Origin of the sequence: Streptomyces atratus, assembly GCF_900119365.1 — a bacterium.
Taxonomy (GTDB): Bacteria; Actinomycetota; Actinomycetes; order Streptomycetales; family Streptomycetaceae; genus Streptomyces; species Streptomyces atratus_B.
This window is the reverse complement of the sequence record NZ_FPJO01000002.1, coordinates 30,514-57,023: the sequence shown is the minus strand read 5'-3', so window position 1 is coordinate 57,023 and position 26,510 is coordinate 30,514. Positions and strand designations below refer to the sequence as shown.

The window sequence follows — 26,510 nt, the reverse complement described above, 5'->3', positions numbered from 1 at the left end:
GCGACCGGCTCAGGGGCGGTAGATGGTCCCCGGGACCGGCTCGGCGGGCGCCATCAGCTGCGGGACGGTGACGAAGGTGTAGCCCTGCTTCTTCAGTTCGTCGATGATGCCCGGCACCGCGGGCACCGTGCCCTTGTAGATGTCGTGCAGCAGGATGACGCCGTCCTTGCTCGCCTGGTCCAGGATGCGCTTCTTGATCAGCGCCGAGTCGGTAGTGGAGTAGTCCTTCGCGGTGGCGCTCCACAGGACCTGGGAGAGCCCCAGGTCGCGGCTGATGTCCGAGACGGTGTCGTCGGTGCGGCCCTGCGGCGGGCGCATGAGGCGCGGCTTCTTGCCGGTTATCTCCGCTATCGCGTCCTGCGTCTTCTTCAGCTCGGCGCGTATCTCGGCCGGCTCGCGGTCCGTCAGGACCTTGTGCGTCCAGGTGTGGTTGGCCACCTCGTGCCCCTCGGCGGCGATCCTGCGCACGGTGTCGGGATGCTTCTTGACGTGGTTCTTGCCCAGCAGGAAGAAGGTCGCGTGCACCTTCTTCTCCTTGAGGACGTCCAGCAGGTGCGGGGTGTCCTCGCCCGGTCCCGCGTCGAAGGTCAGCGCTATGCACTTCGCCTTGCGGCAGTCCACCGGACCGAAGGAGCCCTTGGCGTCGGAGCCCGCGTCACCGCGCGCCGAGGCGGGCGCGGTGGTCTGCATGGAGCAGCCGCTCAGCGTCAGGGTGAGCGCCGTCACAAGGGCGGTGGCCAACCCCGTACCGATCGACTTCGTCTTCATGGACAAGGCGGGTCACTCCTCCGTAGCTGAACAGGGCGCACGATGTGCGGCGGAGAAGGACTATACATAAGGCGTATACACCTGATGTATAGGGGGTCCGCTGTCGGCTCGGGGGGTGAAAAACCCCTGGTCGGAGGCGTGAAGCGAGCAGAGCCCCGGGGATCTGCCGATCACCGGGGCTCTGCTGTGTGGAGCGGCGGACCGCGAGGGCGCGGCGGGCGGGCTCAGCCGTTGGCGAGGGCCTGCACGCGGTCGAGGGCGCCGTTGAAGCGGTCGTGGTCGCCGACCGTGGGGCCGGACGAGGTGTACTGCCATATCGTGTAGAAGCCCCAGCCGGCCGGGAGTTCACCGACCGTGGAGGCGTAGCGGGCCACCCACAGCGGGTTGGTGGCGCCGAAGCTCGCGTTGTTCCCGGTGCAGGTCTTCCACCAACTGGTCGCGGTGTAGATGACCGCGTCGCGTCCGGTGCGTGCCTTGTACGTGTTCACGAAGTCGCGGATCCAGGAGACCGTGCCGGCCGCGGTCTTGCCGAAGCACTGGTCGCCGTACGGGTTCCACTCGATGTCGAGCACGCCGGGCAGCGTCTTGCCGTCCCGCGACCAGCCGCCCCCGTTGTCCACGAAGTAGTTGGCCTGGGTGGCGCCGCTCGTGGTGTTCGGGGTGGCGAAGTGGTACGCGCCCCGGATCATGCCCACGTTGTACGAGCCGTTGTACTGCTGCGCGAAGTACTCGTTCTTGTAGTACGTGCCCTCGGTGGCCTTGGTGTAGGCCCACTTCACACCGCTGTTCCAGAGCGTCGACCAGGCGACGTTGCCCTGGTGGCCGGAGACGTCGACGCCTTCGGTCTGGACGGCGCGGGTGTCCCGCGGCAGTCCGTCCTGGCCGTCGTGGGCGATGACGCCCATGCCCATCGTGGCCGTGCCGCGGGCGGGCTTCTTGGCGGCTGCGTCATGGATGCCGGCGGCGCCGGCCGCGCCGGGCAGGGTGAGCAGGAGGGAGAGGGCCGCGAGCAGGGTTCCGGCCGCCGCGAAGCGCGAGCGGCGGGACGTCTTGGAAGTGGATCTGAGCACCGGCATGGGGAGTGCCTCCGAGGACGTGGTGGGGGGACGTGCTGATCCCAGGGGGACGTGGGCGTACCCCTGCAGACATGCAATGGTGTGAACATGCCATGCATGACGCTACGCACGTAGACCCGTGCTGCGGAAGAGGGTCTGGTCGCTGCCGTTGGTCTACGCCTGCGAAATACTGGCGGAGCTGCGGCGATGACCAGCGGCGAAAGAAATTTTCAGCGACAGGAAAGCTCACGAGGGGTGTTGACGTGCACGGGAGCGAAAGCGGTAGTGAACCCGGCGCGACCGGGGGGAGTGGTGTGGACCACGCATTCCTCGCCCTGGAGCGGGAGTTGGCCGTCTTTCTGCGCCGCGCGCGGGCGAACTCGGGGGAGATGGCGCGCGAGGTCCACCCGGAACTGGAGGCCGCCGCGTACGGACTCCTCGTCCGGCTGGAGTCGGCCGGGCAGCAGCGGGCCACCGATCTCGCGGCCTACTTCGGGGTGGGCAAGGCGACCATGAGCCGTCAACTGCGCGCACTGGAAGACCTCGGACTGGTGGCTCGTGAGCCCGATCCGGCCGACGGCCGGGCCTTCCTCGTCCACCTCACCACCGAGGGGCTGGACCGCTACCGCAGTGTGCGCGACGCCCGCCGTGAGCGCTATGTCCGCAAGCTCGACGACTGGGACCGGGCCGAGGTGGCCGAACTGGCCCGGCTGCTGCACCACTTGAACGCGCGGGCCGAGGACTGAAGCGCGCCGGGCACGCCCGCCGGTGCGCCGTCACAGCACCGCGTACACCGCCGTCGCGTCGTCATGGGTCTTGCCGCGACGCAGCCGCCTGCGCTCGGTGTCCGCGTCCTCCAGGGCCCTGACCCGGTCGATCAGCCCCTGCGTCCCCTCCCTGCGGAGAACGCCGAGGCAGTCCGCCCAGTCGCCCTCGTGGAACATCTCGGTCCAGCGGGCCGCCCCGTCGGTCAGCGCGGCGATCGCCCGCACCTGGTCGAGCGGGGTGCGCCCGGTGACCGCGCGGGCCGCCACGGAGGGATCGGCGGCGGCGGTGAAGAAGCCGCCCTCCTTGTTCCGCGCCCGGGCGTCGGCGATCGCCTCGCTGCTCAGTGTGCCGGGCGGCAGCCGGTCGAGCCGGTCGTCGAGCAGGGGGCGCACGCTTCCGTCGTGCGCCTCGAACAGCAGTACGGAGTCGGAGAGCACCAGATGCTCGACCTCGCGCTCGTCCCAGCGGGCCATGACGGCCGTTGCCTGAGGCGTGCGTACGTGAGAAAGGTCACACAGGGAGCGGTGTGTGTCGGCGGTGCGTCGTATGGACACTGCCAGGATCTCCCGAAGGGTCAGATCCGGCCGCGAACCGGACAGTTCGACCAGTGCGCCGCCCAGCCGGGCGGTGAACCAGGGGACCGAGTGCACACAGCCGTCCCCGCCCCGGGGCGGGGTCACCCCGTCGAGCAGGATCAGCGCTCCACCCTGGCCGGAAGCGGGAAGCGCGGTGGCGGCCCAATCCTCGTTCGGGCGTTCCGGGCTGCCGGCGGCGGTGGCCAGTTCGATGCGCATACGGCCAGTCTGCACGACGCCTTCACGGGCCCTGCACCCGACGCAGATTGGCCTGCACCAGCAGGTCAGGCGAGTGGCCGGAGCGGAAGGAATGGCTCCGTGGGGTGTGCGGGCGGGCATCCTGCCAAAGCCTGCGCGGAAGTTCCAGCCGACGGACCAGGTGTGGCCGAAGGTCCCCCGGGGCAAACTTGTTCGCCAACTCTGGAGTGATGTTCACTCGTTCAGGTGGCGGAGTGGTTGATGCGCGCCCCCCTCTCAAAAGCACTGGAATGGTCAGAAGCCGTACCAGGGGTCGGGCGCTCATTTACATGTGACCGTGCGTCACCTCTGCTTCAAGGGCGGACGAGTCAAGATTGCGAGCACCGGTGCAGAAGAAGCGGCCTCGGAGCAAGGGCGGCAAGCAGCACGGTTCCGGGGTGACGCCACCGGCACCTGCCGAGAGCGAGAGCGAGGGCGCCCGGCGCACCGCGCGCGTGAGGAGTCGGCTGGTCGCCGGTGTCGCGGTCGTCGGTATCACCGTCATCGCCGCGGGCACGCCCGCGATCCTCGCCGCCTCCTCCGAACTGAACGAATCGCAGCGACTGGTCACTCTCGCCGAGCTGAACCAGCAGGCCATCGCCCTCGCCCACGCCCTCGCGGACGAGCGCGACGAGGTCACCGCCCGGATCGCCGCCGGGCGTGACGAGAAGTCCGGTGCGACGGACGGCAAGGACGACTCCAGCAGCCGGAGCGCCCGCGTCGATCAGCAGGTCGACGAGATCAGGGCCACGGCCCCGGCCGCACTGCGCCGAGACCTCTCCACCGTCCCCTCGCTGCGGCGCGACGCGCTCAGCGGCAAGGGCACGGCGCTGGAGGCCCACCAGGCCTACTCCGAGGTCATCGCCAAGCTCCACGGCCTCGCCGACGAACTCGCCGAGAAGACCCCGCCGCGCGCCGCCGAGGCCACCCGCGCCCCGCTCGCCCTCGGGCAGGCCACCGAGCAGGCCGCCGCCACCCGGGGGCTGCTGATCGCCGCGCTCTCGGTGCCCCGCAAGGTCACGACCCCCCAGCTCGACCCGGTGACCGGACTGCCGGTGCAGACCTCGGTCGGCGGCAGCGACAAGGACGACCGCACCCGTGACGAGCTGAGCGCCGCCGCCCAGCAGGCCCGGGTCCGCGAACTCGCCTCGCTCGCCGACTTCGACCAGGCCGCGGGCGCCACTGCCCGCGGCAAGCTGTCCTCCACCGTCACCGGGCCCGAGGTCAACAGCGCGGAGAAGTACCTCAACACCCTCACCGACCGCCCCGGGCTGTCGGACTCCGACCAGAGCACCAACCGCAAGAAGGCCGAGGCGGCGCTCTCCGCCCGGATCGACCGGATGCGGAGCGTCGAGTCCGCACTCGGCACCGAACAGATCCAGCGCCTGGAGCAGTTGCGCGACGACGACGTCACCGCGCTCGAACTGCGTATCGCGCTGCTCGGTGGCTGTCTGCTGGTCGCCGTCGGCGTCTCCACCGCCGTGGCCCGCACCCTCACCCAGCCGCTCGCCGTCCTGCGGATCGGCGCCGCCCGCCTCGCCGCGGAGCCCGACACCGCCGAACCGGTCCGCTACACCGGCCGCAACGACGAGTTCGCCCAGGTCGTACGGTCCCTCAACAGCCTGCACGGCAGGCTCCAGGGGCTCCTGACCGAGTTCAACGGCCGCTTCGAGAGCCTGCAGGCCGAGCGCGGCGAGCTGATCGCCGGGCGCGAGGCCCTCACCGTCCAGCGCGCCGAGCTCCAGCTCCTGGCCGCCGACCTCACCGCCCAGCTGGAGCGGCTGAAGGACACGGTCCACCACACCTTCGTCAACCTCTCGCTGCGCACCCTCGGCCTCGTCGAGCGCCAGCTCGGGGTCATCGAGAGCCTGGAGGAGCGGGAGCACGACCCGGAGCGGCTCGCCACCCTCTTCAAGCTCGACCACATGGCCACCGTCATGCGCAGGCACAGCGAGAACATGCTGGTCCTCGCGGGCGCCGAGCACGGCCACGGGCACGCGGGACCGATCCCGCTGGTCGACGTGTTGCGCGCGGCCGTGTCGGAGATCGAGCGGTACGAGCGGGTCACCATCCAGTCCCTGCCGCCGCACGCCCAGATCGCCGGCTTCGCCGCCGACGACCTCAGCCACCTCGTCGCCGAACTCCTGGAGAACGCCACCTCCTTCTCGCCGCCGGACTCCCATGTCCAGCTCTCCGGCTGGCTGCTGGAGAGCGGCGAGGTGATGCTCTCCGTCGAGGACTCGGGCATCGGGATGTCGGCCGCACGGATGGGCGAGCTCAACGCCCGTCTCGGTGACCCCACCCTGTTCGAGGCGGGCGAGCGAGACGACAAGGAGGCGTCCGGGGCCGGCCTCGGCCTCCAGGTCACCTCCCTGCTGGCCGCGCGCCACGGCGTGCGGGTGCAGCTGCGCGCCCACAAGGGCAGCGGGGTCACGGCGGTCGTCGTCCTGCCCCAGACCCTGCTGCCGAAGGCGCCCCCGGCGACCACTCCGCCGCCGGTGCAGATCCCCGGGGACGCCCCCGCGCTGAACCTTCCGGGGTCGGTCGCCGAAGCCAACTCCAACGCGCTGCCGGCCCGTCCGCTCGCGCTGCCCGAGGACCCGCTGATCGCCGCCGCCGAGCAGACGATCCGCGAGGCGGGCGCCGAGCCGGCACCCGCCGCCCCTTCGCCCGCTCCTGTCGAGGCGGAGGTCCCGGCCCAGGCGGAGGCACCGACGGAGGCCCCGGCGAAGGCCCCGGCGAAGGCCCCGGCGAAGGCTCCGGCCGAGGCGGAGTCCGAGGTCACGATGCAGGTCCGGCTCCCGGTGGTTCCGGAGTCCGCGGACGCTGCCGGGACCAAGGCCCCCGATCCGTACGCCATCGGCCCCGACCGCCACGAACGCGCCGCGGACCAGACCCCGGAGCCGTACACCCCGGCCCCGGCCCCCACGCCCCTGGCGGACGCGCTGCCCGGCCCCCGGCAGCCGGACCAGCAGCCGCAGCAGACCGAACGCATCACGGACAAGGGGCTGCCCAAGCGCACCCCCAAGGTCGTCAAGCCCACCGCGGCCACCACCACCGAGCGCAAGGGCAGCCTGGACAAGGAGGCGCTGCGCCGCAGGCTCGGCGGCTTCCACCAGGGCGCGAAGGACGGCCGGCGGGACGTGGAGGCGGAGATCGCCGAGGTCACGGCCACCCAGTCCCTCCCGGGAGCCACCGCACCCGGTGGACGCCCGGCACGGACCGACCAGACGGATGAGACGGGGGACACAGTCGAGGAGGCACGCAGTTGACTGCGCCCAGCACATTCGGGCTGAGTAACGAGGCCCGTAACCTTCACTGGTTGCTGAGCAATCTGGTGGAGGAGGTGCCAGGGGTCCACTCGGTCACCGTCGTCTCGTCGGACGGGCTGATGCTGCTCTCCTCCGACCCCGGCCATCTGGTCACCCCGAGCACCGGCGGGCAGGACGGGCCCAAGGGCTCCAGCGCCGACCTGGCGACCATCGTTTCCGGCATCGGCAGCCTCACCATCGGCGCCGCCAAGCTGATGGACGGCGGCGGCGTCAAACAGACGATGGTCGCCATGGACGAGGGCAGCGTCTTCGTCATGTCGATCAGCGACGGCTCGCTGCTCGGCGTGCATGCCACCCCGGACTGCGACATGAGCGTCATCGCCTACCACATGGCGCTCTTCGTGGGCCGGGCCGGACACGTACTCACCCCCGAACTCCGCAGTGAACTGCGCAAATCGATGGAGAGCACCCAGTGAAGCCCGCTGCTGAAACCGCCCGCAGGCTCCCCGTCCGCGGGTCCGACCGAAGGCCCGCACGGGTCCGTCCGTACTCGCTCACCGGCGGACGCACCCGCTTCGGCCATGTCCTGCTCGTCGAGACGTTCGTCGCCGCGCTCGAAGCGCCCGAGGAGCGCCGCGAGCTGACCAACGGCAACCTGGCCGGCCGCGTCATGCCGGAGCTCCAGGCCATCGTCGAAATCTGCCGCCGGATGCGTACCGTCGCGGAGATCTCGGCCCTGTTGAAGATGCCGCTCGGCGTGGTCCGGGTGCTGCTCAGCGACTTGGCCGACCAGGGAAAGATCCGCGTGTACGGGACCGGTCACGGCACCGGCCAGCCCGACCGCGCACTGCTCGAAAGGGTGCTCAATGGACTCCGCCGTCTCTGAGTCGCCGCTCTTCGCCCCGCGTCAGCCGGGCGCCAGGGACCAGGCCGAGGAATCGCTCCAGGCCTGGCAGCTGGACCACACCAGGGCCCCCATCGCCACGAAGATCGTGGTCGCGGGAGGCTTCGGCGTGGGCAAGACGACCTTCGTCGGGTCGGTCTCCGAGATCACCCCGCTGAGGACCGAAGCGATGATGACCCAGGCCAGCGAGGAGACCGACGATCTCTCCGCGACGCCCGACAAGGTCACCACGACCGTCGCGATGGACTTCGGCCGGGTCACGCTCGACGACGACCTCGTGCTGTACGTCTTCGGCACACCGGGCCAGCAGCGCTTCTGGTTCATGTGGGACGACCTGGTGCGCGGCGCGATCGGCGCGGTCGTGATGGCCGACACCCGCCGGCTCGCCGACTGCTTCCCCGCCCTCGACTACTTCGAGAGCTGCGGGCTGCCGTACATCGTCGCCGTCAACCACTTCGAGGGAACCACCGGGTTCGAGGCCGAGGACGTCCGGGAGGCCCTGACCGTCCCGCCGCAGGTGCCTGTTGTGATCATGGACGCGCGTAACAGGATCACCGTCATCGAGTCGCTGCTGGCCCTGGTCGGCCACGCCCTCGACGCCACCCCTGCATAGATCACTTACAACGGAGAACCGCGATGCGGAAGATACTCATAGTCGGAGCCGGCCAGTCCGGGCTCCAGCTGGCCCTCGGACTGCAGTCCCGGGGGTACGAAGTCACCCTGATGTCCAACCGCACGGCCGACGAGATCCGCTCCGGCCGGGTCATGTCGACGCAGTGCATGTTCCACACGGCGCTCCAGCACGAGCGTGACTACCAGCTCAACTTCTGGGAGTCCCAGGCCCCGCGCATCGAGGGCCTCGGCGTCTCCGTCGCGGCGCCGGACTCCTCGCGCGCCGTCGACTGGGTCGGCAAGCTGGACGGCTTCGCCCAGTCCGTCGACCAGCGCGTGAAGATGGCCGGCTGGATGGAGACCTTCGCCCAGCGCGGCGGACAGCTCGTCATCCACGGCGCGGCCGTCTCCGACCTGGACTACTTCTCCCGCACCTACGACCTGGTGATGGTCTCCGCGGGCAAGGGCGAGCTGGTCTCCATGTTCGGCCGGGACGCCTCCCGTTCGCCGTTCGACGCCCCGCAGCGCGCCCTGGCCGTCGCGTACGTCCACGGCATGGGCCCGCGCCCGGAGCACCCCGACTTCGACGCGGTCCGCTGCAACCTGGTCCCCGGTGTCGGCGAGCTCTTCGTGATGCCGACCTTCACCACCTCCGGCCGCGCCGACATCCTGTTCTGGGAAGGCATCCCGGGCGGCCCGCTCGACGTGTTCCAGGGCATCAAGGACCCCTCCGAGCACCTGGCGAAGACGCTGGAGCTGATGGAGCGCTTCACGCCGTGGGAGTACGCCCGCGCCACCAAGGTCGAACTGACCGACGCCAACGGCACCCTGGCGGGCCGATACGCCCCGACCGTCCGCAAGCCGATCGGCCGGCTGCCCAGCGGCGGTCTGGTGCTCGGCGTCGCGGACGTCGTCGTCGCCAACGACCCGGTCACCGGCCAGGGCTCCAACTCGGCCTCCAAGTGCGCCAACGCCTACCTGGACTCGATCATCGAGCACGGCGACCGGGAGTTCGACGCGCAGTGGATGCAGGCCACGTTCGACCGATACTGGGACACCGCGCAGCACGTCGTGAAGTGGACCAACGCGATGCTCGGCGTACCGCCGGAGCACGTACTGAACCTGATCGGCGCCGCCGGCCGGCTCCAGCCGGTCGCCGACCGCTTCGCCAACGGCTTCAACAACCCGGCGGACTTCGACAACTTCTTCTTCGACCCGGAGAAGACCAACGCGTACCTCGCCCAGGTCTCCGGGGCGGCGCAGACCGCCTGAACGACGACAGCGGGGCCGGGACCGTCGGACATCCGACCGGACCCGGCCCCGCTGCCATTCCCGCGGTCTACTGCCCGGAGGCCGAGGGGGCCGACGACGAGCCGTACCCCGCGTCCGAGCCGGAGGAGGCCCCCTGCGGGAGGACCGGCGGCTGGTACGCGGACAGCGGCGCGCCCCGCGGGTCGGGCCGGACGGCACCGAGCAGCGGGTTCGACGCCACCGGCGAGACCTTCACCCGCGAGCCCGGCCGGGGCGCCTGCACCACCAGGCCGTTGCCGATGTACAGCGCCACATGGGTGGCCTTCGGGAAGTAGATCACCAGGTCACCCGGGCGCAGCGCGTTCACCGGCACCTTCCGCAGCTGCCGCCACTGCTCCTGCGACGTCCGCGGAATGACCCGGCCCGCCTTCGCCCAGGACTGCGAGGTGAGCCCCGAGCAGTCGAAGGAGTCCGGCCCCTCCGCGCCCCACACGTACGGCTTGCCGACCTGGGCGATCGCGTACCTCACCGCCTCGCCGCCCGCTTCGGACGGCGGCCTCGTCGAGGACAGCGCCCCCGAGGCGGCCAGGGCGCCCTGCGCCTTCTCCGTGTTCCGCTGTTCGAGGCGGGACAGCTCGGTGACCTGTGGGCCGGAGAGTGTGGCCAGCATCTTCTCGACGGCCTTCAGCCGCGACCGGACCGCGTCCCGCTGCTTCTTCTGCTTCTTGGCCAGCACCTGCTGCCGGTCGAGCACCTTGCGGGACTCGGTGGCCAGTTCGTCGGCGCGCTTCTCGGCGCCGGTGAGCCGCTTCACGGTCGCCGCCCGCGCGGTCGCCGCATGCCGGATCACATGCTCCTGGTCCAGGAGGTGTTCGGGGTCCCGGGACAGCAGCAGCCGCATGTACGCGGAGAAGTCGGACCGGCCCTGATACTGCTCCCGGGCCAGCCGCCCGGCTTCGTCGCGGCTGTCGGCCAGCGCGGTCCGGGCGGCGACGAGCTCGACGTCGAGCTTCTTCGCCTGCGCCGCGCGCTTCTTCAGCTCCGCGGCGGTCCCGTTGTACGTCTCGGTGGCCTCCTCGGCCTGCTGGTACAGCTGCCGCAGCTCGGGCAGGAGCTGGGCGACGCTCCTGTTCGCAGCCGTGGGTGCGGCGGGCGCCTTCGCCGTGCCGCCCGCGGCGGGGTCAGGGGCCACGGGCCCGGCGGCCGCCGGCGAGGTCACGACGAGCGTGGCCAGGGCGGCGGCGCAGGCCGCACGCAAGACTCCGCCTGACACGACATCACCTCCGACGACGGGGCGATCACGGGGCTACCCCATGAGTGAGCGCAACGGGACAATACGGTCACTCGGTGTCGGGAGATGCAAGAACCGCGCGGCGCGGCGGTGGACGGGTTCGCCCGGAAGGCCGTGGACGGGCCGGACAGGTCCTAGGCCACCGGGAACGCGTAGAAGATCCGGTCGCGTTGCACGACGGCAGTCCGCCCGGCCGTCAGTACCCGGTACGGAGCGGTGACCGTGGGGCCCTTCGGGTCCTGGGTGCCGATGTCCTGGAACTTCCACAGCCGCCGCCCGTCCTCGGCGCCGAACGCGGTGACCTGGGATCCGTCCGCGGCCAGCAGCGTGCGGCCGGTCGTGCTGAGGGTGACGGCGGGGGCGGCGGTGCTGATCGCCGCCTCCGTCGAGCGGCGCCAGCGCAGCCGCCCGGTCTGCCGCTCGACCGCGCCCACTTCCTGGTTGCGGTTGGTGGTGTGCAGCACGGTTCCGGTGACGACGGGGGTGCCGTACGGGGTGCCGCCGGTGCCGTTCAGCGTCCACTTCGGCTTGCCGGACGGAGTTTCGAAGGCCTGGAGATCGTCGCCCACCGCCGCGTACAGCAGGCCCCGGTCGTCGCCCATGGCCGCCGCGTCCGGGGCGACCGTGCCGAACTGCTTGCTCCACAGCGCCTTGCCGGTCCTGCGGTCGAAGCTCCGGAAGACCGCCTTGCCCTTGGCGGCCCTGACGTCGCCGGGGGCGAGGGTGGCCGGGCTCTGACGTACCACCAGGTCGTCCTGGCGGACCGCGATCAGCCGGTGGACGGGGGCGGCGGTGCCGCGCCCGGCCGGTACGGGGGTCCGCCACAGCTGTTCGCGCCGCACGATGTCGTACGCGAAGAGGTAGGCCTTGACGACCTGCTTGTCCTTGCCGCGCTTCTTGCCCTTCTTCGGCGGCGGGGCCTTGACGGTGACCGTCTCGGAGCCGGTGAACCAGATCACCTGCCCGGACGCGCCGACGAACTCCGGCGCCGAGAGCTTCGGCATCCCGGGGGACAGGGCCGCGTGTTCCGCCCGGTGCACGGTCTTCCCGTCCTTCGGCGACAGCCAGAGGAACCCGGTGGGGGCGGCGACGAAGCAGAGGTCCTTGCCGGCGGGGAGGGCGGCCTCTGCGTCGGCGGCGTCCGCGTTCTGCCAGGCCCGGTGTCCGGTGCGCAGGTCCACGGCGGTCGCGCCGTTCTTTCCGGTGAGCACCAGCAGCCGTTCGTTCCAGACGGCGGCGGTGAGCGGTGCCGGTTCCGCCGCCGGGTGCGTGTACACCCAGCGGGGTTGCGGCGGAAGCCCCGCGACGGTGGGGCCGCTGTGGCTCGGCGCGGGCTCGGGGTCGTCCGTGTCACCTCCGCCACCGCCCAGCGCCAGCACACCGCCGCCACCGACGACCAGTCCGGCGGCCCCGGCGGCAAGGCCGATCAGCAGACCGCGCCGGTCCACGGCGGGGGAGGGGGCGGCGGCACGATTCGTGGGGATCGGCAGCGGGCGAGGGGCCACCGGGACTATCGGCGGAGGTACGGAGGGCACCCCGCCGGGCAGGGCGGGAGCCGGAGCGGAGGAGGGGGTGGGGGTGGCGGGGCGGCCGGTGAGCTGGGGCGGGACGGACAGCTGGGTCGTCGGCCGGTCGGTCCTCGGGACATGGCGCCCGATGTCCCCGAGCTGAGTGGTCCGGGTGTCCAGGACAGGGGCCGGGGCGAGGGCGGGGGCGGGCACCGCGTCGGCCGGCGCACCGGCCGTGACCGTCTCCCGTACGCGCACCCCCTGCTCCGCCACCGCGGCCGCCAACGCCTCCGGCAGCCAGCCGCCCTTCGCCAGGCCCGCCGCCCCCTCCAGGGCCAGCTCGGCCGCCACCGCCCCGGCGCTCGGCCGGTCCGCCGGGTCCTTCTCCAGGCAGCGGGCGATCAGTCCGCGCAACTCCTCGGGAACCGCGCCGAGTTCGGGGGCGGTGCGGGCGATCCGCTCGGCGCCCTCGGCTGCCGGGCCGTCGGCGAGCGGGGTCGTGCCGGTCGCCGCGTACGCGAGCAGCAGGCCCAGCACGAAGAGGTCGGAAGCCGGTCCGGGCTCCTCGCCCTCGACCTGCTCCGGGGTGAGATAGCCGAGCCGTACGGACAACTGCCCGCCGGGCCGGGCCTCCGCGTCGGCGGCCGCGCCCAGCGGGCCGAACGCGGTGAGCCGCGGCCCGTCCCCGGCCAGCAGTACCGTGCGGGGGGCCAGGCCCTGGAGCACTGCTCCGGTGGCGTGCACCCGGGAGAGGGTCTCGGCGAGGCCCGCGCCCAGTATCCGCACGGCACGCTCGGGGAGCGGCCCGGTGAGCTCGATCGCCTCGGCGAGCGTCAGCGCCGGTACGTACGGGCTCGCCGTCCACAGCAGCTCTTCGTCGGGGCTGCCGTCCGAGCTGTCGTCCGGGCCGCCCAACTGGGGCTGGACCCAGCCGCCGGTCAGCCGGTCCGCGGTGCGGGCCTCCGCCTGGAACCGGCGCCGGAAGGCGGGCAGTGCGGCGAGTTCGGGGCGGGCGGCGGTGATCACCACCGCGTCCTCGGAGGCCGTGTCGCGCGCGAGGTACTGCACACTGCTCGCGGTCCCGCGCAATCGTGCCAGCACGGTGTACGGGCCGAAGCGGCGTGGATCGTCCTGACGCAGCGCCTCCATGGCGCACCCCCTCGCTGACCGTGCCTGGGCACCAGAGCGTCGATCTTAGACCGACCACCCCTCGCCCCATCGGGCCCCGTACCCTCAGCCCGGCTTCGACCAGGGCCACTTGGGGCTGTGCCGCTCGCGACCCCCGGGAGCGTACTCGTACACCCAGCCGCGCGGGAGCCCCAGCCGCTTGGAGTGGCCGGCCGGCACTCTGCGGTACGCGTACACGGTGGCGGGACCGCCGTCGGCGGCCGGCACGGGGACCTCGTACCACTTGGGCGGATGGCCGGTCGGGCCGACGAGGACGGGCAGTACCCGCCCGTCCAGGGGCCCGCCGGTGAAGGCGGTGTTCTCGCTTCTCACCGCCCCAGTCTGACCGATCAGCCGTCCTCGGGCAGCAGATGGGCCGCCTCGCCGAGCACCGGGACCAGCCGCTGGGCCAGCCGCCCGGCCGGACCCCCGGCGCTCTCCAGCGGCAGCAGCGCCGCCACCGCCGAGGCGGTCTCCGGGTCCGTCGCCGCCGTGGCGGCCAGCAGCACCATCAACTGGTCGACCAGCCAGTCGCGCAGCTCGGCCGCGGCCGGCTGCTTCCCCTCGTCGAGCCAGATCAGGGATGCCGCCTCGACGGCCGCGATCCAGGTGCGCACCATCATCCGCAGCCTCGGGCCGGCCGCCGCGCCACTGCCCAGGTGCAGCAGGATCTGCTCGGCCGCCGCCCGCCGCACCTCGTCGACGATCGCCGACGTACGGGAGGTCTCGACGACGCAGCCGCCGCGCAGCAGCGCGCTGAACCCGGTGTCGTGCTCGTCGACGAAGGCGAGATAGCGGTCGAGCACCCGGGTCACCCGCTCGGTGGGCGGTCCCGCGGGCGGCTCGCCGAAGCACAGGATCAGCTGCTCGGCGGCGGACCTCAGCGCCGCCTCGTACAACTGCTGCCGCCCGCCCGGGAAGTAGCGGTAGACGAGCGGACGGGACAGCCCTTGGGCCCATTCCGTGGTACCGGGCCGGTTCAGGCCAGCAGGCCGGAGCTCTTCCACAGCCTGCGTCCCACCCCGTTCAGCACCCCGATGTCGTCGAAGAAGTCCGTCAGCCGCTTCGCGCCCGACTGCATGACCTCCGCCCGGTGGCCGCTCGCCTTCACCTGGGCGACGGCCTCGCGGCGGTCCAGGCCGACGTGCTCGTACACCCGCGGGTTGACGAAGCAGACGGAGAAGACGCGGGCCGCCTCGCCGCAGCTCAGCCGGGTCAGTTCGCGCTCCCAGCGCGGGGCGGTCACCATCTGGCGGCGAAGCTCCTCGCGGGCGTAGCGGACGTGCCGTGCCTCCTCGACCACATGGATGCGGGTCACGCCCCGCACCAGCGTCTGGACGCGCTCGTCCGGGAAGGTCAGCCGCTGCATCCAGTCCAGGATCTCCTCGCCGAGCAGGGTCGCGGCGAACGAACCGGGGGTGGTGGAGATGGTCTTCAGCACCCGCGCGAGGTTGTGATAGACGCGCGGCACGGGGTAGTCGGGCGAGCCGCCCCACTTGATCATGCGGCCGAACATCATCGAGTGCCGGCACTCGTCGGCTATCTCGGTGAGCGCGTAGCGGACGTGATTGCTGGTCACCGGCCGGTCGTAGATGTGCCGGACCAGCAGCTGCATGAGGATGATCTCGAACCAGATGCCCAGCGAGGCGAGCGAGGCCGCCTCGTGCCGGGACAGCTCCATCCGCTGTTCCTCGGACATCTTCCGCCACAGCGGGGTGTCGTAGAGCGAGACCAGCTCGGGCGGCCAGAACCACTTGCCGTCCTCGACCGGCGCGTCCCAGCCGAGTTCCTTGTCCGGGTCGAAGGAGTGCTTGGCCGAGGAGTCGAGCAGCCGCTCGGCGATCTGTTCGCGGTCCCGGAGCGGGCCGAGTGCGTCGCGAAGCAGCTGGACGTCGCGTTCGCTCACTGTGGTCATGCTGGAGGCACCTCGCACATGGGGTTACCGGCGGTCACTCCTTATGAGACTCCTCGTCAGTAAGGCCGTCAATCCCTTGCGCACGACTTGTTGACCCGGTGTCTACTACGTGTGAACCTGCCAACTGGCGCAACTGCCAAGGGAATTGCCGAAACATGCCAGGCGAAGGAGCCGTCCGTGTCGACACACGACCTCTACACCACCGCCCCCGAAGCACCGCTGTGGCAGGTACCCGCCTCCGGCGCCGCCCGCTTCAGCTGGGACTACGACGACGGCCGCGAACGCCTGCTCGCCCTCTACCAGAAGGGCAAGGACAAGCAGTGGGACGGCAACAAGCGCATCGACTGGTCCCTGGAGGTCGACCCCGCCGACCCGCTCGGCACCCCTGACGAGGCCCTCACCCTGTACGGCACCCCGCACTGGGCGAAGATGACCGAGAAGGACCGGGGCGAGCTGCGCAAGCACTACACCTCGTGGCAGTTCAGCCAGTTCCTCCACGGCGAGCAGGGCGCCATGGTCTGCGCGGCCAGGATCGTGGAGTCCGTCCCCGACCTGGACGCGAAGTTCTACTCCGCGACCCAGACCATGGACGAGGCCCGGCACGCGGAGATCTACGGGCGGTTCCTGCACGAGAAGGTCGGGATGCTCTACCCGATCAACGACAACCTCCAGGGGCTGCTCGGCGACACCCTGCGCGACTCCCGCTGGGACATGCCCTACCTCGGCATGCAGGTCCTCATAGAGGGGCTCGCCCTGGCCGCCTTCGGCATGATCCGCGACACGACGACCAAACCGCTGCCCAAGCAGATCCTCGCGTACGTCATGCAGGACGAGGCCCGGCACGTCGCGTTCGGGCGGATGGCGCTGCGTGACTACTACAAGCAGCTGAGCGATGCCGAACTGCGCGAGCGCGAGGAGTTCGTCATCGAGGGCTGCTACCTGATGCGGGACCGGCTCAGCGGTGTCGAGGTGCTGGAGAACTTCGGCATCGGCAAGCAGGAGGCCAAGGAGCTCTCCGAGCACTCGGAGTACCTCCAGCTCTTCCGCAAGCTGCTGTTCAGCCGGATAGTGCCGTGCGTCAAGGACATCGGCCTGTGGGGCGAACGGCTCCAGAAGGCCTACGTCGACATGGGCGTCTTCGAGCTCGGCGACTCCAGCCTGGACCTGCTGATGGCCCAGGACGAGGAGATAGCCGAACAGCTCGACCGGGACCGGTTCGAGGCGGAGGAACGGGCCAGGGTCGCCGAGGTCGAGGAGGCGATAGCGCAGGGCGCACCGGGGGAGTGACCGGAAACTCAGACCGACCGGCAATAGGGGGGCGGCGTCGCGGGGCTGGGCACGCACATCTGCCGCGTTGTCGTCAATCAACAACTTCCCCAAGCTCTCGGCTTCGCTCGAGCAGGGGAGACCCCATTGCGTTGCCTCAATCCTCCGCCTTGCAGCTGCACGCACCCAGCCCCGCTCCTTCACCCACCCCCCAATTGCCGGTCGGTCCTACGCCCTCGCGGGATCGGAACGGGATGTACGCCGTCGGCCGGCGCGGGGAGTACGGCGGGCATGACGACCCCGGCCCCGCCCCTCGCCGCCGGCCCCGCGGCCGCCCGCCGGAGCCTCGAAGGACTCGCCCTGGGCGACGCGTCCGGCGAGCGGCGGTTCCCGCTCTTCCGTGCGCCCCGCCGGGCGTTCAGTCCGTCGCGGCCGGAGCCGGGAACGGCCGGCGCAGGGTGAACGCCTGTTGGGTGGGCCCGTGTTCGCGCAGATGCAGCAGACGCTCCTCGGCGTCCCGCACCGTCGGCCGTTCGCCCGCGGGCACCCACCACAGGGCCGTCATCGCCTCCTCCACCCGCTCGAACCACTCCCGCCGCCGCGCCATCAGCTCGCGGTGCTGCCCCTGGTACATGAACGCAGTCAGCGCGTCAGTGTCGCGCCACACCGACATGTTCAGGATCAGCCGGTCGTCCCCGAAGACCGATACGTCGGTGGAGTTGCCGGTGTCGCTCTGCAGCCGCCAGACGAAGCCGGCCGCCTGGTCGGCGACCGCGTTGACCGGTTCGAGACCGTCGACGAAGTCCTTCAGCTCGGGGGAGTCCAGCGGGAATCCGAGGCGGGATATGTTCACCTGGGCCAGTTCATGGCCGGTCTGCGGGTCGTTGTGCGTCATGGCCGCACCGTAGTCAGCGCCTCCTCCACCGCACAGGCCATTGCGAGCAGCGAGACATCGGCGCCGCGCTCCGCGACCAGCTGGAGCCCGACCGGGCAGCCGTCCGCGGTGAATCCGGCGGGCACGCTGGCCGCGGGATGACCGCTCAGGTTGAACGCCCAGGTCAGCGCGGTCGAGAAGAGCTCGCCCGGGCCGTCGTGGCCGTGCGGGCGGTTGGGCGTGGTCGGTGTGAGCAGCAGCGGAGTACGGGCGAACAGGGCGTCCAGCGCGGTGTCGTTGACGCGCCGGATCTCCTCGGCGCGCGGGGACGGCGACCCGACCCGGACCGCCTGCCACGCCTCTCGTGGGTCGAGCAGCTCGCACGTACGGTCCATGAGCCGCACCACCCCGGCCGCCACGAGCCGCCCCACCGCCCGCCGGACGACCGCCGCGACCTCCGGGTCGACATCGGCGTACCCCAGATCGGGGCTGAGGACGGCCGGTACGGGCAGGACGGGCGGCACCGGCTCGCAGTCGTCCAGGACGGCGGCCAGATACGTCCGGGCCCCGGCGGCCGACCGGGTCAGCACCCCGGCGGAGGCCAGCCCGGTGCGGTCGGGGGAGGGCAGCAGGCCGTTCGTCGTCTTCAGGCCGAACACCCCGCACCACGCCGCCGGGATCCGTACCGACCCCGCCCCGTCGCTGCCGGTCGCCAGCCCCACGAGATCCGCCGCCACGGCGACCGCCGAGCCCGCCGAGGAGCCACCCGGGGTGCGGTCGGGGCGCCACGGGTTGACCGTACGGCCGTGGGTGCCCAGCCCCCAGGTCTGCCAGGGCGTGCCGGGGCCGGGCACCGAGGTCGCGCCGACCGGCACCCCGCCGGCCTCGATCAGCCGCCGGGCCGCGTACGAACGGATGCCGGTACGCCCCTTGACCGCGAACGGCATCCCTGCCAGCGGGAGCCCCCGGGCCCGCTCCGCGTCGGCGAGCGCCCGCTCGAACCACACCTCGATGAACGCGCACAGCCGGGGATCCTCCCGCCCGATGAGCTCCAGCGCCCGGCCCACCCCGCTCACAGCCCCGACCTCAGCCATCCGGTCAGTCTCGCAGGGCCGCCGCCATGACGGAACGGGCGATCGGGGCCGCGCTGCCGCCGCCGCTGATGTCCGCCCGGTTCGCCGCGGCGTCCTCCACGACCACGGCGACCGCGACGGCCGGCTGTCCCGAACGGGGTGACTGGGCCCAGGAGATGAACCAGGCGTACGGCCTGCCCGAGTTGTCGATGCCGTGCTGCGCGGTGCCGGTCTTGCCGCCGACCGTCACCCCGTCGATCGCGGCGTTGGACCCGGTGCCGTACTCCACGACGTCCACCATCATCCTCCGCAGCTCCATCGCCGTGCGCGGGGTCATCGCCTGGTGATAGGTGTGCGAGCCGTTCTGGTGGACGGTCGTTCCGCCATGCGTGGTCGTACGGTCCACCAGATGCGGGTGCTTGAGGTCGCCCCCGTTGGCCACGGCGGACGCCACCATCGCCATCTGGAGCGGTGTCGCCGTCGTGTCGAACTGCCCGATCGACGACAGCGCCAGCTGGTCCTTGGTCATCTCGGTGTCGAAGTTGCTCTTCGCCACCCCTGAGGGGATCTTCAGCCCGGTGTCGTTGAAGCCGAACCTCCGCACCGCGTCCACCATGCCGTCGAGCCCGACCCGCACTCCCAGATCCGCCATCACCGTGTTGCAGGAGACCCGGATCGCCTCGGCGAGCGAGGCGTTCTCGCAGCCGCGTGCCTCGTTGGGCAGCGTGGTCGACGTACCCGGCAGCACATACGGGGACGGGGTGTCGGTGTCCGCGTCGGGATCGGTGACGACGTCCGCGTCGAGCGCCGCCGCCGCCGTCACGATCTTGAAGGTGGAGCCGGGCGGATAGGTCTGCCGGATCGCCCGGTTGAGCATCGGCTGGCTCTTCGAGGCGTTCAGCCGCGCCCAGGCGTCGGTGACGGACGAACCGGTGCCCGAAAGCAGGCCGGGATCGTACGAGGGGGTCGAGACCAGCGCCAGGATCTTCCCGGTGGACGGTTCGACGGCGGCGACCGCGCCCCGCCGCCCGCCGAGCCCCTCGAAGGCGGCGCGCTGCATCGAGTCCTTGACGGTCGTGACGACATTGCCGCCCGGCTGCTGACTGCGGGTGATCTCGTTCCACAGCGGGAGCGGGGCGAGCATCGAGTCGGTGCCGGAGAGAATGCCGTCCTCGGCGTTCTCGATCAGGGTCGTGCCGTACGTCTGCGAGGCGTAGCCGGTCACCGGCGCGTACAGCGGGCCGTTGGCGTACGTGCGCTCGTACGCGAGCTGTTCGCCGGTGTTCTTCGAACCGGTCACGGATCTGCCGCCGACCAGGATGTTGCCGCGCGGCTGGCCGTAACGGGCGATCGTCAGGCGGCGGTTGGCGGGATTGTTGTCCAGGCTGTCGGCGTCGAAGACCTGGATGCGGGCGGCGTTCAGCAGCAGTGCCACGAGCAGCAGCAGAAGGAGCGCGGCGGCCCGGCGGATGTAGCGGATCACCGCTCGCCCTCCGTGACCGGTGCGATGGTCCCGGTCTCCGCGTGGCCGGGCTGCGGTCTGCGGGCCTGGTCGCTGACCCGGATCAGCAGCGCCACGATGATCCAGTTGGTGACGACGGACGAACCGCCCTGGGCGAGGAACGGCATCGCCATGCCGGTCAGCGGGATCAGCCCCATCACCCCGCCCGCGATCACGAAGACCTGGAGCGCCAGGATCGAGGCGAGACCGATCGCGAGCAGGCGCCCGAAGGGGTCGCGCAGGGCGAGGCCGGCCCGGTAGCCGCGGGCCACCAGCAGCGCGTACAGCAGGAAGATCGCGGTCAGCCCGGCCAGCCCGAGCTCCTCGCCCGCCGTCGCCAGGATGAAGTCCGACTTGGCGGCGAAGCCGATGAGGATGGAGTGGCCGAGGCCGAGCCCCGTGCCGAGCATCCCGCCCGCGGCGAACGCGAACAGCGACTGGGCCAGCTGGCCGGGGCCCTGACCGGCGTCGATGGAGGCGAACGGGTCGAGCCAGTCCTGGACCCGGCTGTGCACATGCGGTTCGAGGGAGCCGACGACGAACGCGCCGACCGCGGCGAGCAGCAGCCCCACCGCGATCCACCCGGTCCGGCCGGTGGCCACGTACAGCATGATCACGAACAGGCCGAAGAAGAGCAGCGAGGTGCCCAGGTCGCGTTCCAGGACCAGCACGCCGACGCTGAGCAGCCAGATCGCCACGATCGGGCCGAGCACCCGGCCGGTGGGCAGCTGGAGCCTCCAGATCTGGCGGCCGGTGTAGGCGAGCGCGTTGCGGTTCGCGGCGAGGTACGCGGCGAAGAAGACGGCGAGCAGGATCTTGGCGAACTCGCCGGGCTGGAAGGAGAATCCGCCGACCCGGATCCAGATCTTGGCGCCGTTCACCGCAGGGAAGAAGATCGGCACGATCATCAGGACCAGCGCGGTGGCGACCGAGAGATACGCGTACCGCTGGAGCACCCGGTGGTCGCGCAGGAAGAAGACCACCGCGATGAACAACGCCACACCGAGCGTGGACCAGACCAGCTGGGTGGGGGCCGCCTGGTCCTTCGGCGTCTCCAGGTCGAGCCGGTAGATCAGCACCAGGCCGAGCCCGTTGAGCAGTACGGCGATGGGCAGCAGCAGCGGATCGGCGTACGGGGCGCGGAAGCGGACCGCGAGATGGGCGAGGAGGGCGAGCAGCCCCAGGCCCGCGCCGTAGCCGGCCACATCGGGCGGGACCGCGCCGTTCTTGGCCAGACCTACGGCGGCGTAGCCGTAGACGGAGATGAGGACGGCCCCGATGAGGAGCAGCAGCTCGACTCCGCGCCGCTTGGGCAGCCGTAGATCGGGCGGGGGTGCGTCCGCCGTCGTTGCGGTCATGCCAGGCAACGTAGCAAGAGCTGGTGTGTATTTCCGTTATGTCGTAGCAAGTATGTCCGACGGCATGCTTCGGACGAGCTAGCTCCGGGGTTCCGGCGCCCCGTCGTCCGGTGCCGGGTACTCGGGCAGGGTCACCTGGGCCACCGCCCCGCCGTCCGGGGCGTTGCGGAACACCAGGCCGGCGCCGATCATCGCGGCCTGCCCGGCGGCGATGGTCAGCCCGAGACCGTGGCCCCGGCCGCCGCCCTCGGTACGGAACCGCTGCGGACCATCGGCCGGCAGATAGTCCGGGAACCCCGGTCCGTGATCGCGTACGGTCACCACCGGCCCGTCGACCGTCAGCACCACCGGGGGCCGGCCGTGCTTGTGCGCGTTGGTGATCAGATTGCCCAGCACCCGCTCCAGGCGCCGTCTGTCGGTCTCGACGCGCAGGTGTGCGGTGCTCTCCGGGTGCCCGACACGGATCGCGGTCGCGGTCCCGGACGCGCGCACCACCCGTTCGACGAGCGGCACCAGTTCGTACACGTCGAGATCGGCCGCTTCGCTGCGGGCGTCGAGCCGGGAGATCTCCAGCAGGTCCTCCGTCAGCGCCCGCATCGTCCGGACCCGGTCCCGCACCAGCTCGGACGGCCGCCCCGGCGGCAGCAGCTCGGCGGCGGCCGACAGCCCGGTCAGCGGGGTGCGGAGCTCGTGCGCCACATCGGCGGTGAAACGCTGCTCGGTCTGCAGTTTGCGCTGGAGCGTGGACGCCATCGTGTCCAGCGCCCCGGCCACGATCGCGACCTCGTCCTGCGGGCGCGAGGGGTCCGCCGTACGCGGGTCGCGGACCCGGGCGTCGAGATCGCCGGCGCTGATCCGGCGGGCCACCCGGGCCGTCTGGTGCAGCCGCCGGGTGACCCGGGTGACCGCGAAGGCGCCGACCAGCAGGGTGGCGCCGATGGCCAGCAGGGAGGAGCCCACGATCGCCCCGTCGAGGCTGTCGATGGTGCGGGCGCTCTGGCTGTAGTCGACCTGCGTGGCCAGCGCCCGGCCGTCGGCCGGGGCCGCCGCCCACATGGCCGGACGCCCGCCGTGCTCGCCGACGAGCGTGCCGCGCTCGCCACTCGCGGCCAGGGCGCGCAGGGCGGCGGGCAGCCCCGGCGGATCGATCCCGGAACCCGGCGGCAGCGCCTCGCCCGTCTCGTACGCGGCGGTGACGTCCGTCAGCCGGGACAGGGCCTTCTCGCGGGCCTCGCCGACGGTCTGGCGGGTCACCTCGCTGTGGACCAGCACGCCCAGCAGGGCGGCGAGCGCACAGCACATCACGGTGATGAAGACGGCCGACTTCCAGGTGAGCGTCGCGGCCCAGGAAGGCATCCGCGGCCGAAGCCCCGCCCGGCTTCCGCCCGCGCCGGGCCTGCTCACCGGCGCTCCGCGGAGACACCGGCGGACGGCGTCGCGGCGGGGCCGGTGGGTGCGACGGGCGCGGCGCTCGGCCGGGCGGTCGTGAGCTGCGGGCGCGGCGCCCGGGACGGCGGGATCCGCTGGATCTCGTCCTTCGTCGGCAGCATCGCGCGCTGCCGGGCGTCCCAGGACCAGGAGGTGCGGTACTCGTACCCCGTGATCGCCGACGGCGCCCGCATGATCAGGTCCCGGCCGGCCAGCTCGACGCTGATCACGGCGTCCGAGGTGGACAGGATCCGGGTCAGCTCGCCCGCCTGAGGCATGTAGACCCGCACGGAGAGCTGATGGTCGGCCAGCCGGATGCCGAGCACCAGTTCGTCCCTGCCGTCGCCCGTCAGATCGCGGAAGTACGGCCGGAGCACGGGACAGGAGGCCGGTTCGGTCCGGCAGGCGTTGATCTTCCGTACGGTGTCGGCGGGCAGGTCGGCCATGCCGCTGGACCGGTCGGGCCGGGCCCGCAGACCGGCCTGCACCACCGCCACCGGATCCAGCCGGTGCACATCGTCGTCCGGCACCTCGATCCCGGGGATGTGCGCGGTCTCGCCCTCGCCGTAGTCGTACGGCGCGGCGGAGGCGGGCGGCAGCTCGGGCCAGAGCCGGGCGGGCCCGACGGCGGTCGGGGTCGGTCCGGCGCTCCGCAGCCCGCCGCCGTTGCCGCAGCCGGTCAGCAGCGCCACGCCGGCGACGGCCCCGAGGGCCGCCGCCGTACGGCACCGCACCCGGCGAAGCGGACGCATGACTCCCTCCCTTCCCGAGGTCCAGGTCTCATGAACCCTATTCGGAAGGAAGTCTGAATTACTTATTTAGACCGACCGGCAATTGGGGGGTGGGTGAAGGAGCGGGGCTGGGTGCGTGCAGCTGCAAGGCGGAGGATTGAGGCAACGCGGAGCGTTGTTGATTGACGACAACGCGGCAGATGTGCGTGCCCAGCCCCGCGACGCCGCCCCCCTATTGCCGGTCGGTCTTAGTACAGGCAAAAGCGTTCGTTTCGGTAACGACGGAGGCGCGTATCAGCTCTGGTAGGGATTCTGGCCCTGCGCGTTCGGCGCGTACCCCGGCTGACCCTGCGGCTGCCCGTACGGATTGCCCTGCTGCGAGGCCGCGTGCTGTGCCAGCAGCTGCTCGGCCTGCTCCTTCGGGATCTGCTGCTCCCCGCCGCAGAAGGTGCACTGGGTCGCGAACTTCGTCGAGAAGGGGAAGAGCGGCACGAAGAACAGCGTGAACTTCGTGACCCTCTTGCGCAGCGTGTGCGCGGCCGGATTGCCGCACCAACCGCAGACCAGCGTGAGTATGGCCAGTTGGTACAGATAACCTCGCGTACCGAAAATGATCATGTTGTGGGTCCCTTCCCCGTATTCCGCAGAAGCGCCTGCCGGCAGAGCGCCAGCAGCTTTTCGTCCTCGTACGTGTCGTGGCTGCCGAACACGCCGTCCATCGCGTTGTAACGGCGTACGGAGGTGAGCTCGGCGCGCAGCGCGCGTGCCGCATCCGACCCTGCACCAGCGGCACCCATCCGCGCCAGGCATTCCGCCACCCGGACGCGCACATGACGACTCTTCGCCCAGTCCGCCAGGAGCACCGGTACGGACTCGTCGGCCCGCCCGGACACTTCCCACAGCGCGACCGCCGCGTCCACCCGCAGCCACTGCTCCTCGTGCCCCAGCAGTGCCCGCAGCCGGGGCGCGACCACCGCGGCCCGCGCCCCGAGCCCGCCCAGCGCGTTCACCGCGGACCGGACCTCATGGACGCGCTCCGCCCCCAGACCCTCGATCAGCACCGGCAGCACCGCGCCGGCATCCCCCTCGATCGCCCACAGGGCCTTGGCCGCCTCGGTCGCCGAAGTGGCCCCGGGCCTCCGCAGCAGCGCCCGCAGCTCCGGCACGGCACCGCGCGCCGCGGGCCCGAACGCACCGAGCGCCCGCAGCGCCGCGGTACGCACCCACTCGCCCCGGTACTCCGGCACACCGCGCAGCACCCGCAGCACCTCCGGCAGCGCCTGGTCGGCCCGCAGCACGGCCAGGCCGGTGAGCAGCGGGCCCGCCCGGTCGTGCGCCCGCTCGTCGAGCGGGACCTCGCCCAGCCTGCGGCGCAGCACCTCGGCCAGCGGGGCCGCCGCCGCCCCCAGATGTCCGATGGCGAACCCCACGTCGTGCGGCACCTCGGGCCGCTCCAGCGCGGCGGCCAGCGCGGGCACGGCACGGGCGTCACCCAGCCTGGCCAGCGCCTTCACCGCACTGCCCAGCGCCGGCGGCCCGCTCGGCCAGTCCCGCACCCAGGCCCCGGGATCCGCCGCCACCCGCGCCGCCAGCGCGTCGGCGGCGGGCGCGGCGAGCCCGAAGAGCTCCTCCAGCACGTGCGAGGCCGCCTCGGCCAGCAGTGGATCGGGGGTGGCGAGCTGCTCACCTATCAGCCGGACGAGCTCCTCGTACGAGCCCCGCCAGGCCCGGATCAGCCCGCTGCTCATCCGGAGCGCGTCGATTCGCTGCCGGCGGTCCGGGCTGCGCAGCTGATCCGTCAGCAGCGCCGTCCGCTCGGCGACCCGGTCGTCGAGTCCGACGTGCAGCGTGCGCAGCAGATCCGCCGTCCACGGGGCGGCGGGCGCCGGGACCTCCTTGTCGGACAGCGCCCGCAACTGGCCCACCAGGGTCACCGGCGCGACCCGCTCCTCGGCGGGCGGCTCCCCGGCCGTGTCCGGGTACGCCTCGACGGCCGCGACCGCCTCGGCCGCACCGGCCTGGGCGTCCACCGCCGGGGCCGCCCCGGACCGGCGCGCGGGCGCCGAGCGCAGCTGCCGCAGCAGCCCCGTCACCACCCGCACCACATCGCCGGGCAGCGCGTCCGGCGCGCACCGCGCCAGCTGGGCCAGCGCCGCCAGCCGCAGCCCCGGCGGGAAGCCCTCGCCGGCCAGCCGGCTCAGCCAGGTGGCCGCCTGCCCGGCCAGCGACCGGTGGCGCAGGGCGACCCGCCCCGCGGCCTCGACCAGGGCGAGCCGCACCTCCTCGTCCGGCTCGATCGGCAGGCGTTCGCGCAGCAGCGCGAGAACCCGGTCCGGATGGTCGTGGAGCGCGGCGAGCGCCAGGGGTGCGCTGAGCCGTACCCCCGGGTCCTCGTCCGTCATCAGCTCGAAGAAGACCCCGGCGCCCGCGGTGACGGCGGTCGCCGCCATCGCGTAGTTGGCCGCGCCCTCGATCTCGTCCTCGTCGATCTCGTCCTCGTCGTCCTCGTCCAGATCGATGCCGCCGATGCTGGTGAGCAGCTCGACGATGCTGCCGCGGTCCTGGATGCCCGGATCCACGACCAGCTCGAAGAGGAAAGGAATGCTGGCCAGCGTGCAGGCGTACACATCACCCTGGTGGTGAACCGCCCCGTACATCCCGTCCAGCGCCTGTTCGCGCTCCGCCGGATCGGCGGACGCCAGCCCCCGCAGCATCGCGGGCACATCACCGGCCGGTCCGTAGGCATGCTCCATCGAGGCCCAGTCGACCTCGTCGATCCCAGCGAACACCCCATCGCCTCCCCACGCATTTCAACGAAGCAGTGTCTGCGAGGAGTGTGCACCACGGGTCGGACGATCCGCCCTCCACATGCGGTCTTTTCCTGGCGAGCATGACAAACGCCCATGCCATGCGCTATCGGTGGACCGATGCGAAACGGTCTCTTCTGATGGCGAGA

At 71.8% G+C, this 26,510-nt stretch carries 23 protein-coding genes; 7 read left to right on the top strand and 16 right to left on the bottom strand.

The window, feature by feature from the left end; genetic code table 11:
- Positions 1-9 precede the first annotated feature (9 nt).
- Both BT364_RS04395 and BT364_RS04390 read right to left on the bottom strand, forming a co-directional pair.
- Positions 10-768 (bottom strand): polysaccharide deacetylase family protein, encoded by a 759-nt coding sequence (locus BT364_RS04395; RefSeq protein ID WP_177328039.1) that lies wholly within the window; start codon positions 766-768, stop codon positions 10-12.
- Positions 769-992: 224 nt separating this feature from the next.
- Positions 993-1,844, bottom strand: coding sequence for a lysozyme (locus tag BT364_RS04390; RefSeq protein ID WP_072483758.1), 852 nt, complete (start codon positions 1,842-1,844; stop codon positions 993-995).
- Between the two features lie 242 nt (positions 1,845-2,086).
- Between BT364_RS04390 and BT364_RS04385 the strand changes: the two genes are divergently transcribed.
- Positions 2,087-2,569, top strand: coding sequence for a MarR family winged helix-turn-helix transcriptional regulator (locus BT364_RS04385; protein WP_072483757.1), 483 nt, complete (start codon positions 2,087-2,089; stop codon positions 2,567-2,569).
- A 30-nt stretch (positions 2,570-2,599) separates the two neighbouring features.
- On the opposite strand, the gene BT364_RS04380 is transcribed toward BT364_RS04385, so the two are convergent.
- Positions 2,600-3,385, bottom strand: a complete 786-nt coding sequence (locus BT364_RS04380; RefSeq protein WP_072483756.1) for a protein phosphatase 2C domain-containing protein — start codon at positions 3,383-3,385, stop codon at positions 2,600-2,602.
- A 365-nt stretch (positions 3,386-3,750) separates the two neighbouring features.
- Here BT364_RS04380 and BT364_RS04375 point away from each other — a divergent pair, with 365 nt between their 5' ends.
- From BT364_RS04375 to BT364_RS04355, 5 genes are read left to right on the top strand one after another with little or no spacing between them, the layout of a single operon-like run.
- Positions 3,751-6,675 (top strand): sensor histidine kinase, encoded by a 2,925-nt coding sequence (locus tag BT364_RS04375; RefSeq protein ID WP_072483755.1) that lies wholly within the window; start codon positions 3,751-3,753, stop codon positions 6,673-6,675.
- Entirely contained in the window at positions 6,672-7,151 is a 480-nt protein-coding gene (locus tag BT364_RS04370) for a roadblock/LC7 domain-containing protein (RefSeq protein WP_072483754.1), read from the top strand. The genes BT364_RS04375 and BT364_RS04370 overlap by 4 nt, the downstream gene beginning before the upstream one ends.
- Complete coding sequence (locus BT364_RS04365) at positions 7,148-7,561, top strand: DUF742 domain-containing protein (RefSeq protein WP_072483753.1); 414 nt, start codon at positions 7,148-7,150, stop codon at positions 7,559-7,561. Before BT364_RS04370 ends, BT364_RS04365 begins: the two co-directional genes overlap by 4 nt.
- On the top strand, positions 7,542-8,192 hold the full coding sequence (locus BT364_RS04360) for a GTP-binding protein (protein ID WP_072483752.1): 651 nt from the start codon (positions 7,542-7,544) through the stop codon (positions 8,190-8,192). Before BT364_RS04365 ends, BT364_RS04360 begins: the two co-directional genes overlap by 20 nt.
- A 23-nt stretch (positions 8,193-8,215) precedes the next feature.
- A complete protein-coding gene (locus BT364_RS04355; RefSeq protein ID WP_072483751.1) occupies positions 8,216-9,463 on the top strand; it encodes a styrene monooxygenase/indole monooxygenase family protein in 1,248 nt (415 codons plus the stop codon).
- Positions 9,464-9,530: 67 nt separating this feature from the next.
- Here the strand turns inward: BT364_RS04355 and BT364_RS04350 are convergent, their stop codons facing one another.
- The 5 genes from BT364_RS04350 to BT364_RS04330 form a co-directional block, all read right to left on the bottom strand.
- On the bottom strand, positions 9,531-10,715 hold the full coding sequence (locus BT364_RS04350) for a C40 family peptidase (protein ID WP_072483750.1): 1,185 nt from the start codon (positions 10,713-10,715) through the stop codon (positions 9,531-9,533).
- A 152-nt stretch (positions 10,716-10,867) separates the two neighbouring features.
- The gene (locus tag BT364_RS04345) at positions 10,868-13,390 is read right to left on the bottom strand and encodes an outer membrane protein assembly factor BamB family protein (protein WP_072483749.1); all 2,523 of its coding nucleotides are present in this window, start codon (positions 13,388-13,390) and stop codon (positions 10,868-10,870) included.
- A gap of 84 nt (positions 13,391-13,474) precedes the next feature.
- Entirely contained in the window at positions 13,475-13,741 is a 267-nt protein-coding gene (locus BT364_RS04340) for a hypothetical protein (RefSeq protein WP_072483748.1), read from the bottom strand.
- Between the two features lie 17 nt (positions 13,742-13,758).
- Positions 13,759-14,415: a TetR/AcrR family transcriptional regulator gene (locus BT364_RS04335; protein ID WP_256259583.1), complete on the bottom strand. Its 657-nt coding sequence runs from the start codon at positions 14,413-14,415 to the stop codon at positions 13,759-13,761.
- Positions 14,388-15,323: an AurF N-oxygenase family protein gene (locus BT364_RS04330; protein WP_072483747.1), complete on the bottom strand. Its 936-nt coding sequence runs from the start codon at positions 15,321-15,323 to the stop codon at positions 14,388-14,390. Before BT364_RS04330 ends, BT364_RS04335 begins: the two co-directional genes overlap by 28 nt.
- 177 nt (positions 15,324-15,500) lie before the next feature.
- Here BT364_RS04330 and BT364_RS04325 point away from each other — a divergent pair, with 177 nt between their 5' ends.
- Complete coding sequence (locus tag BT364_RS04325; RefSeq protein ID WP_072483746.1) at positions 15,501-16,610, top strand: ferritin-like domain-containing protein; 1,110 nt, start codon at positions 15,501-15,503, stop codon at positions 16,608-16,610.
- A gap of 397 nt (positions 16,611-17,007) precedes the next feature.
- Here the strand turns inward: BT364_RS04325 and BT364_RS04320 are convergent, their stop codons facing one another.
- From BT364_RS04320 to BT364_RS04285, 8 genes are all read right to left on the bottom strand, one after another.
- On the bottom strand, positions 17,008-17,484 hold the full coding sequence (locus tag BT364_RS04320; protein WP_072483745.1) for a DUF3291 domain-containing protein: 477 nt from the start codon (positions 17,482-17,484) through the stop codon (positions 17,008-17,010).
- Entirely contained in the window at positions 17,481-18,557 is a 1,077-nt protein-coding gene (locus BT364_RS04315) for an amidase family protein (protein WP_072483744.1), read from the bottom strand. Before BT364_RS04315 ends, BT364_RS04320 begins: the two co-directional genes overlap by 4 nt.
- Before the next feature lie 4 nt (positions 18,558-18,561).
- Positions 18,562-20,019 (bottom strand): penicillin-binding transpeptidase domain-containing protein, encoded by a 1,458-nt coding sequence (locus BT364_RS04310; protein ID WP_072483743.1) that lies wholly within the window; start codon positions 20,017-20,019, stop codon positions 18,562-18,564.
- Positions 20,016-21,395, bottom strand: a complete 1,380-nt coding sequence (locus tag BT364_RS04305) for an FtsW/RodA/SpoVE family cell cycle protein (RefSeq protein ID WP_072483742.1) — start codon at positions 21,393-21,395, stop codon at positions 20,016-20,018. Before BT364_RS04305 ends, BT364_RS04310 begins: the two co-directional genes overlap by 4 nt.
- 78 nt (positions 21,396-21,473) lie before the next feature.
- Positions 21,474-22,751: a sensor histidine kinase gene (locus BT364_RS04300; RefSeq protein WP_072483741.1), complete on the bottom strand. Its 1,278-nt coding sequence runs from the start codon at positions 22,749-22,751 to the stop codon at positions 21,474-21,476.
- A 44-nt stretch (positions 22,752-22,795) separates the two neighbouring features.
- Positions 22,796-23,575, bottom strand: coding sequence for a hypothetical protein (locus BT364_RS04295; RefSeq protein ID WP_072483740.1), 780 nt, complete (start codon positions 23,573-23,575; stop codon positions 22,796-22,798).
- Positions 23,576-23,848: 273 nt separating this feature from the next.
- The gene (locus BT364_RS04290; RefSeq protein WP_072483739.1) at positions 23,849-24,172 is read right to left on the bottom strand and encodes a zinc ribbon domain-containing protein; all 324 of its coding nucleotides are present in this window, start codon (positions 24,170-24,172) and stop codon (positions 23,849-23,851) included.
- Entirely contained in the window at positions 24,169-26,343 is a 2,175-nt protein-coding gene (locus tag BT364_RS04285; protein WP_072483738.1) for a HEAT repeat domain-containing protein, read from the bottom strand. Before BT364_RS04285 ends, BT364_RS04290 begins: the two co-directional genes overlap by 4 nt.
- Positions 26,344-26,510 lie beyond the last annotated feature (167 nt).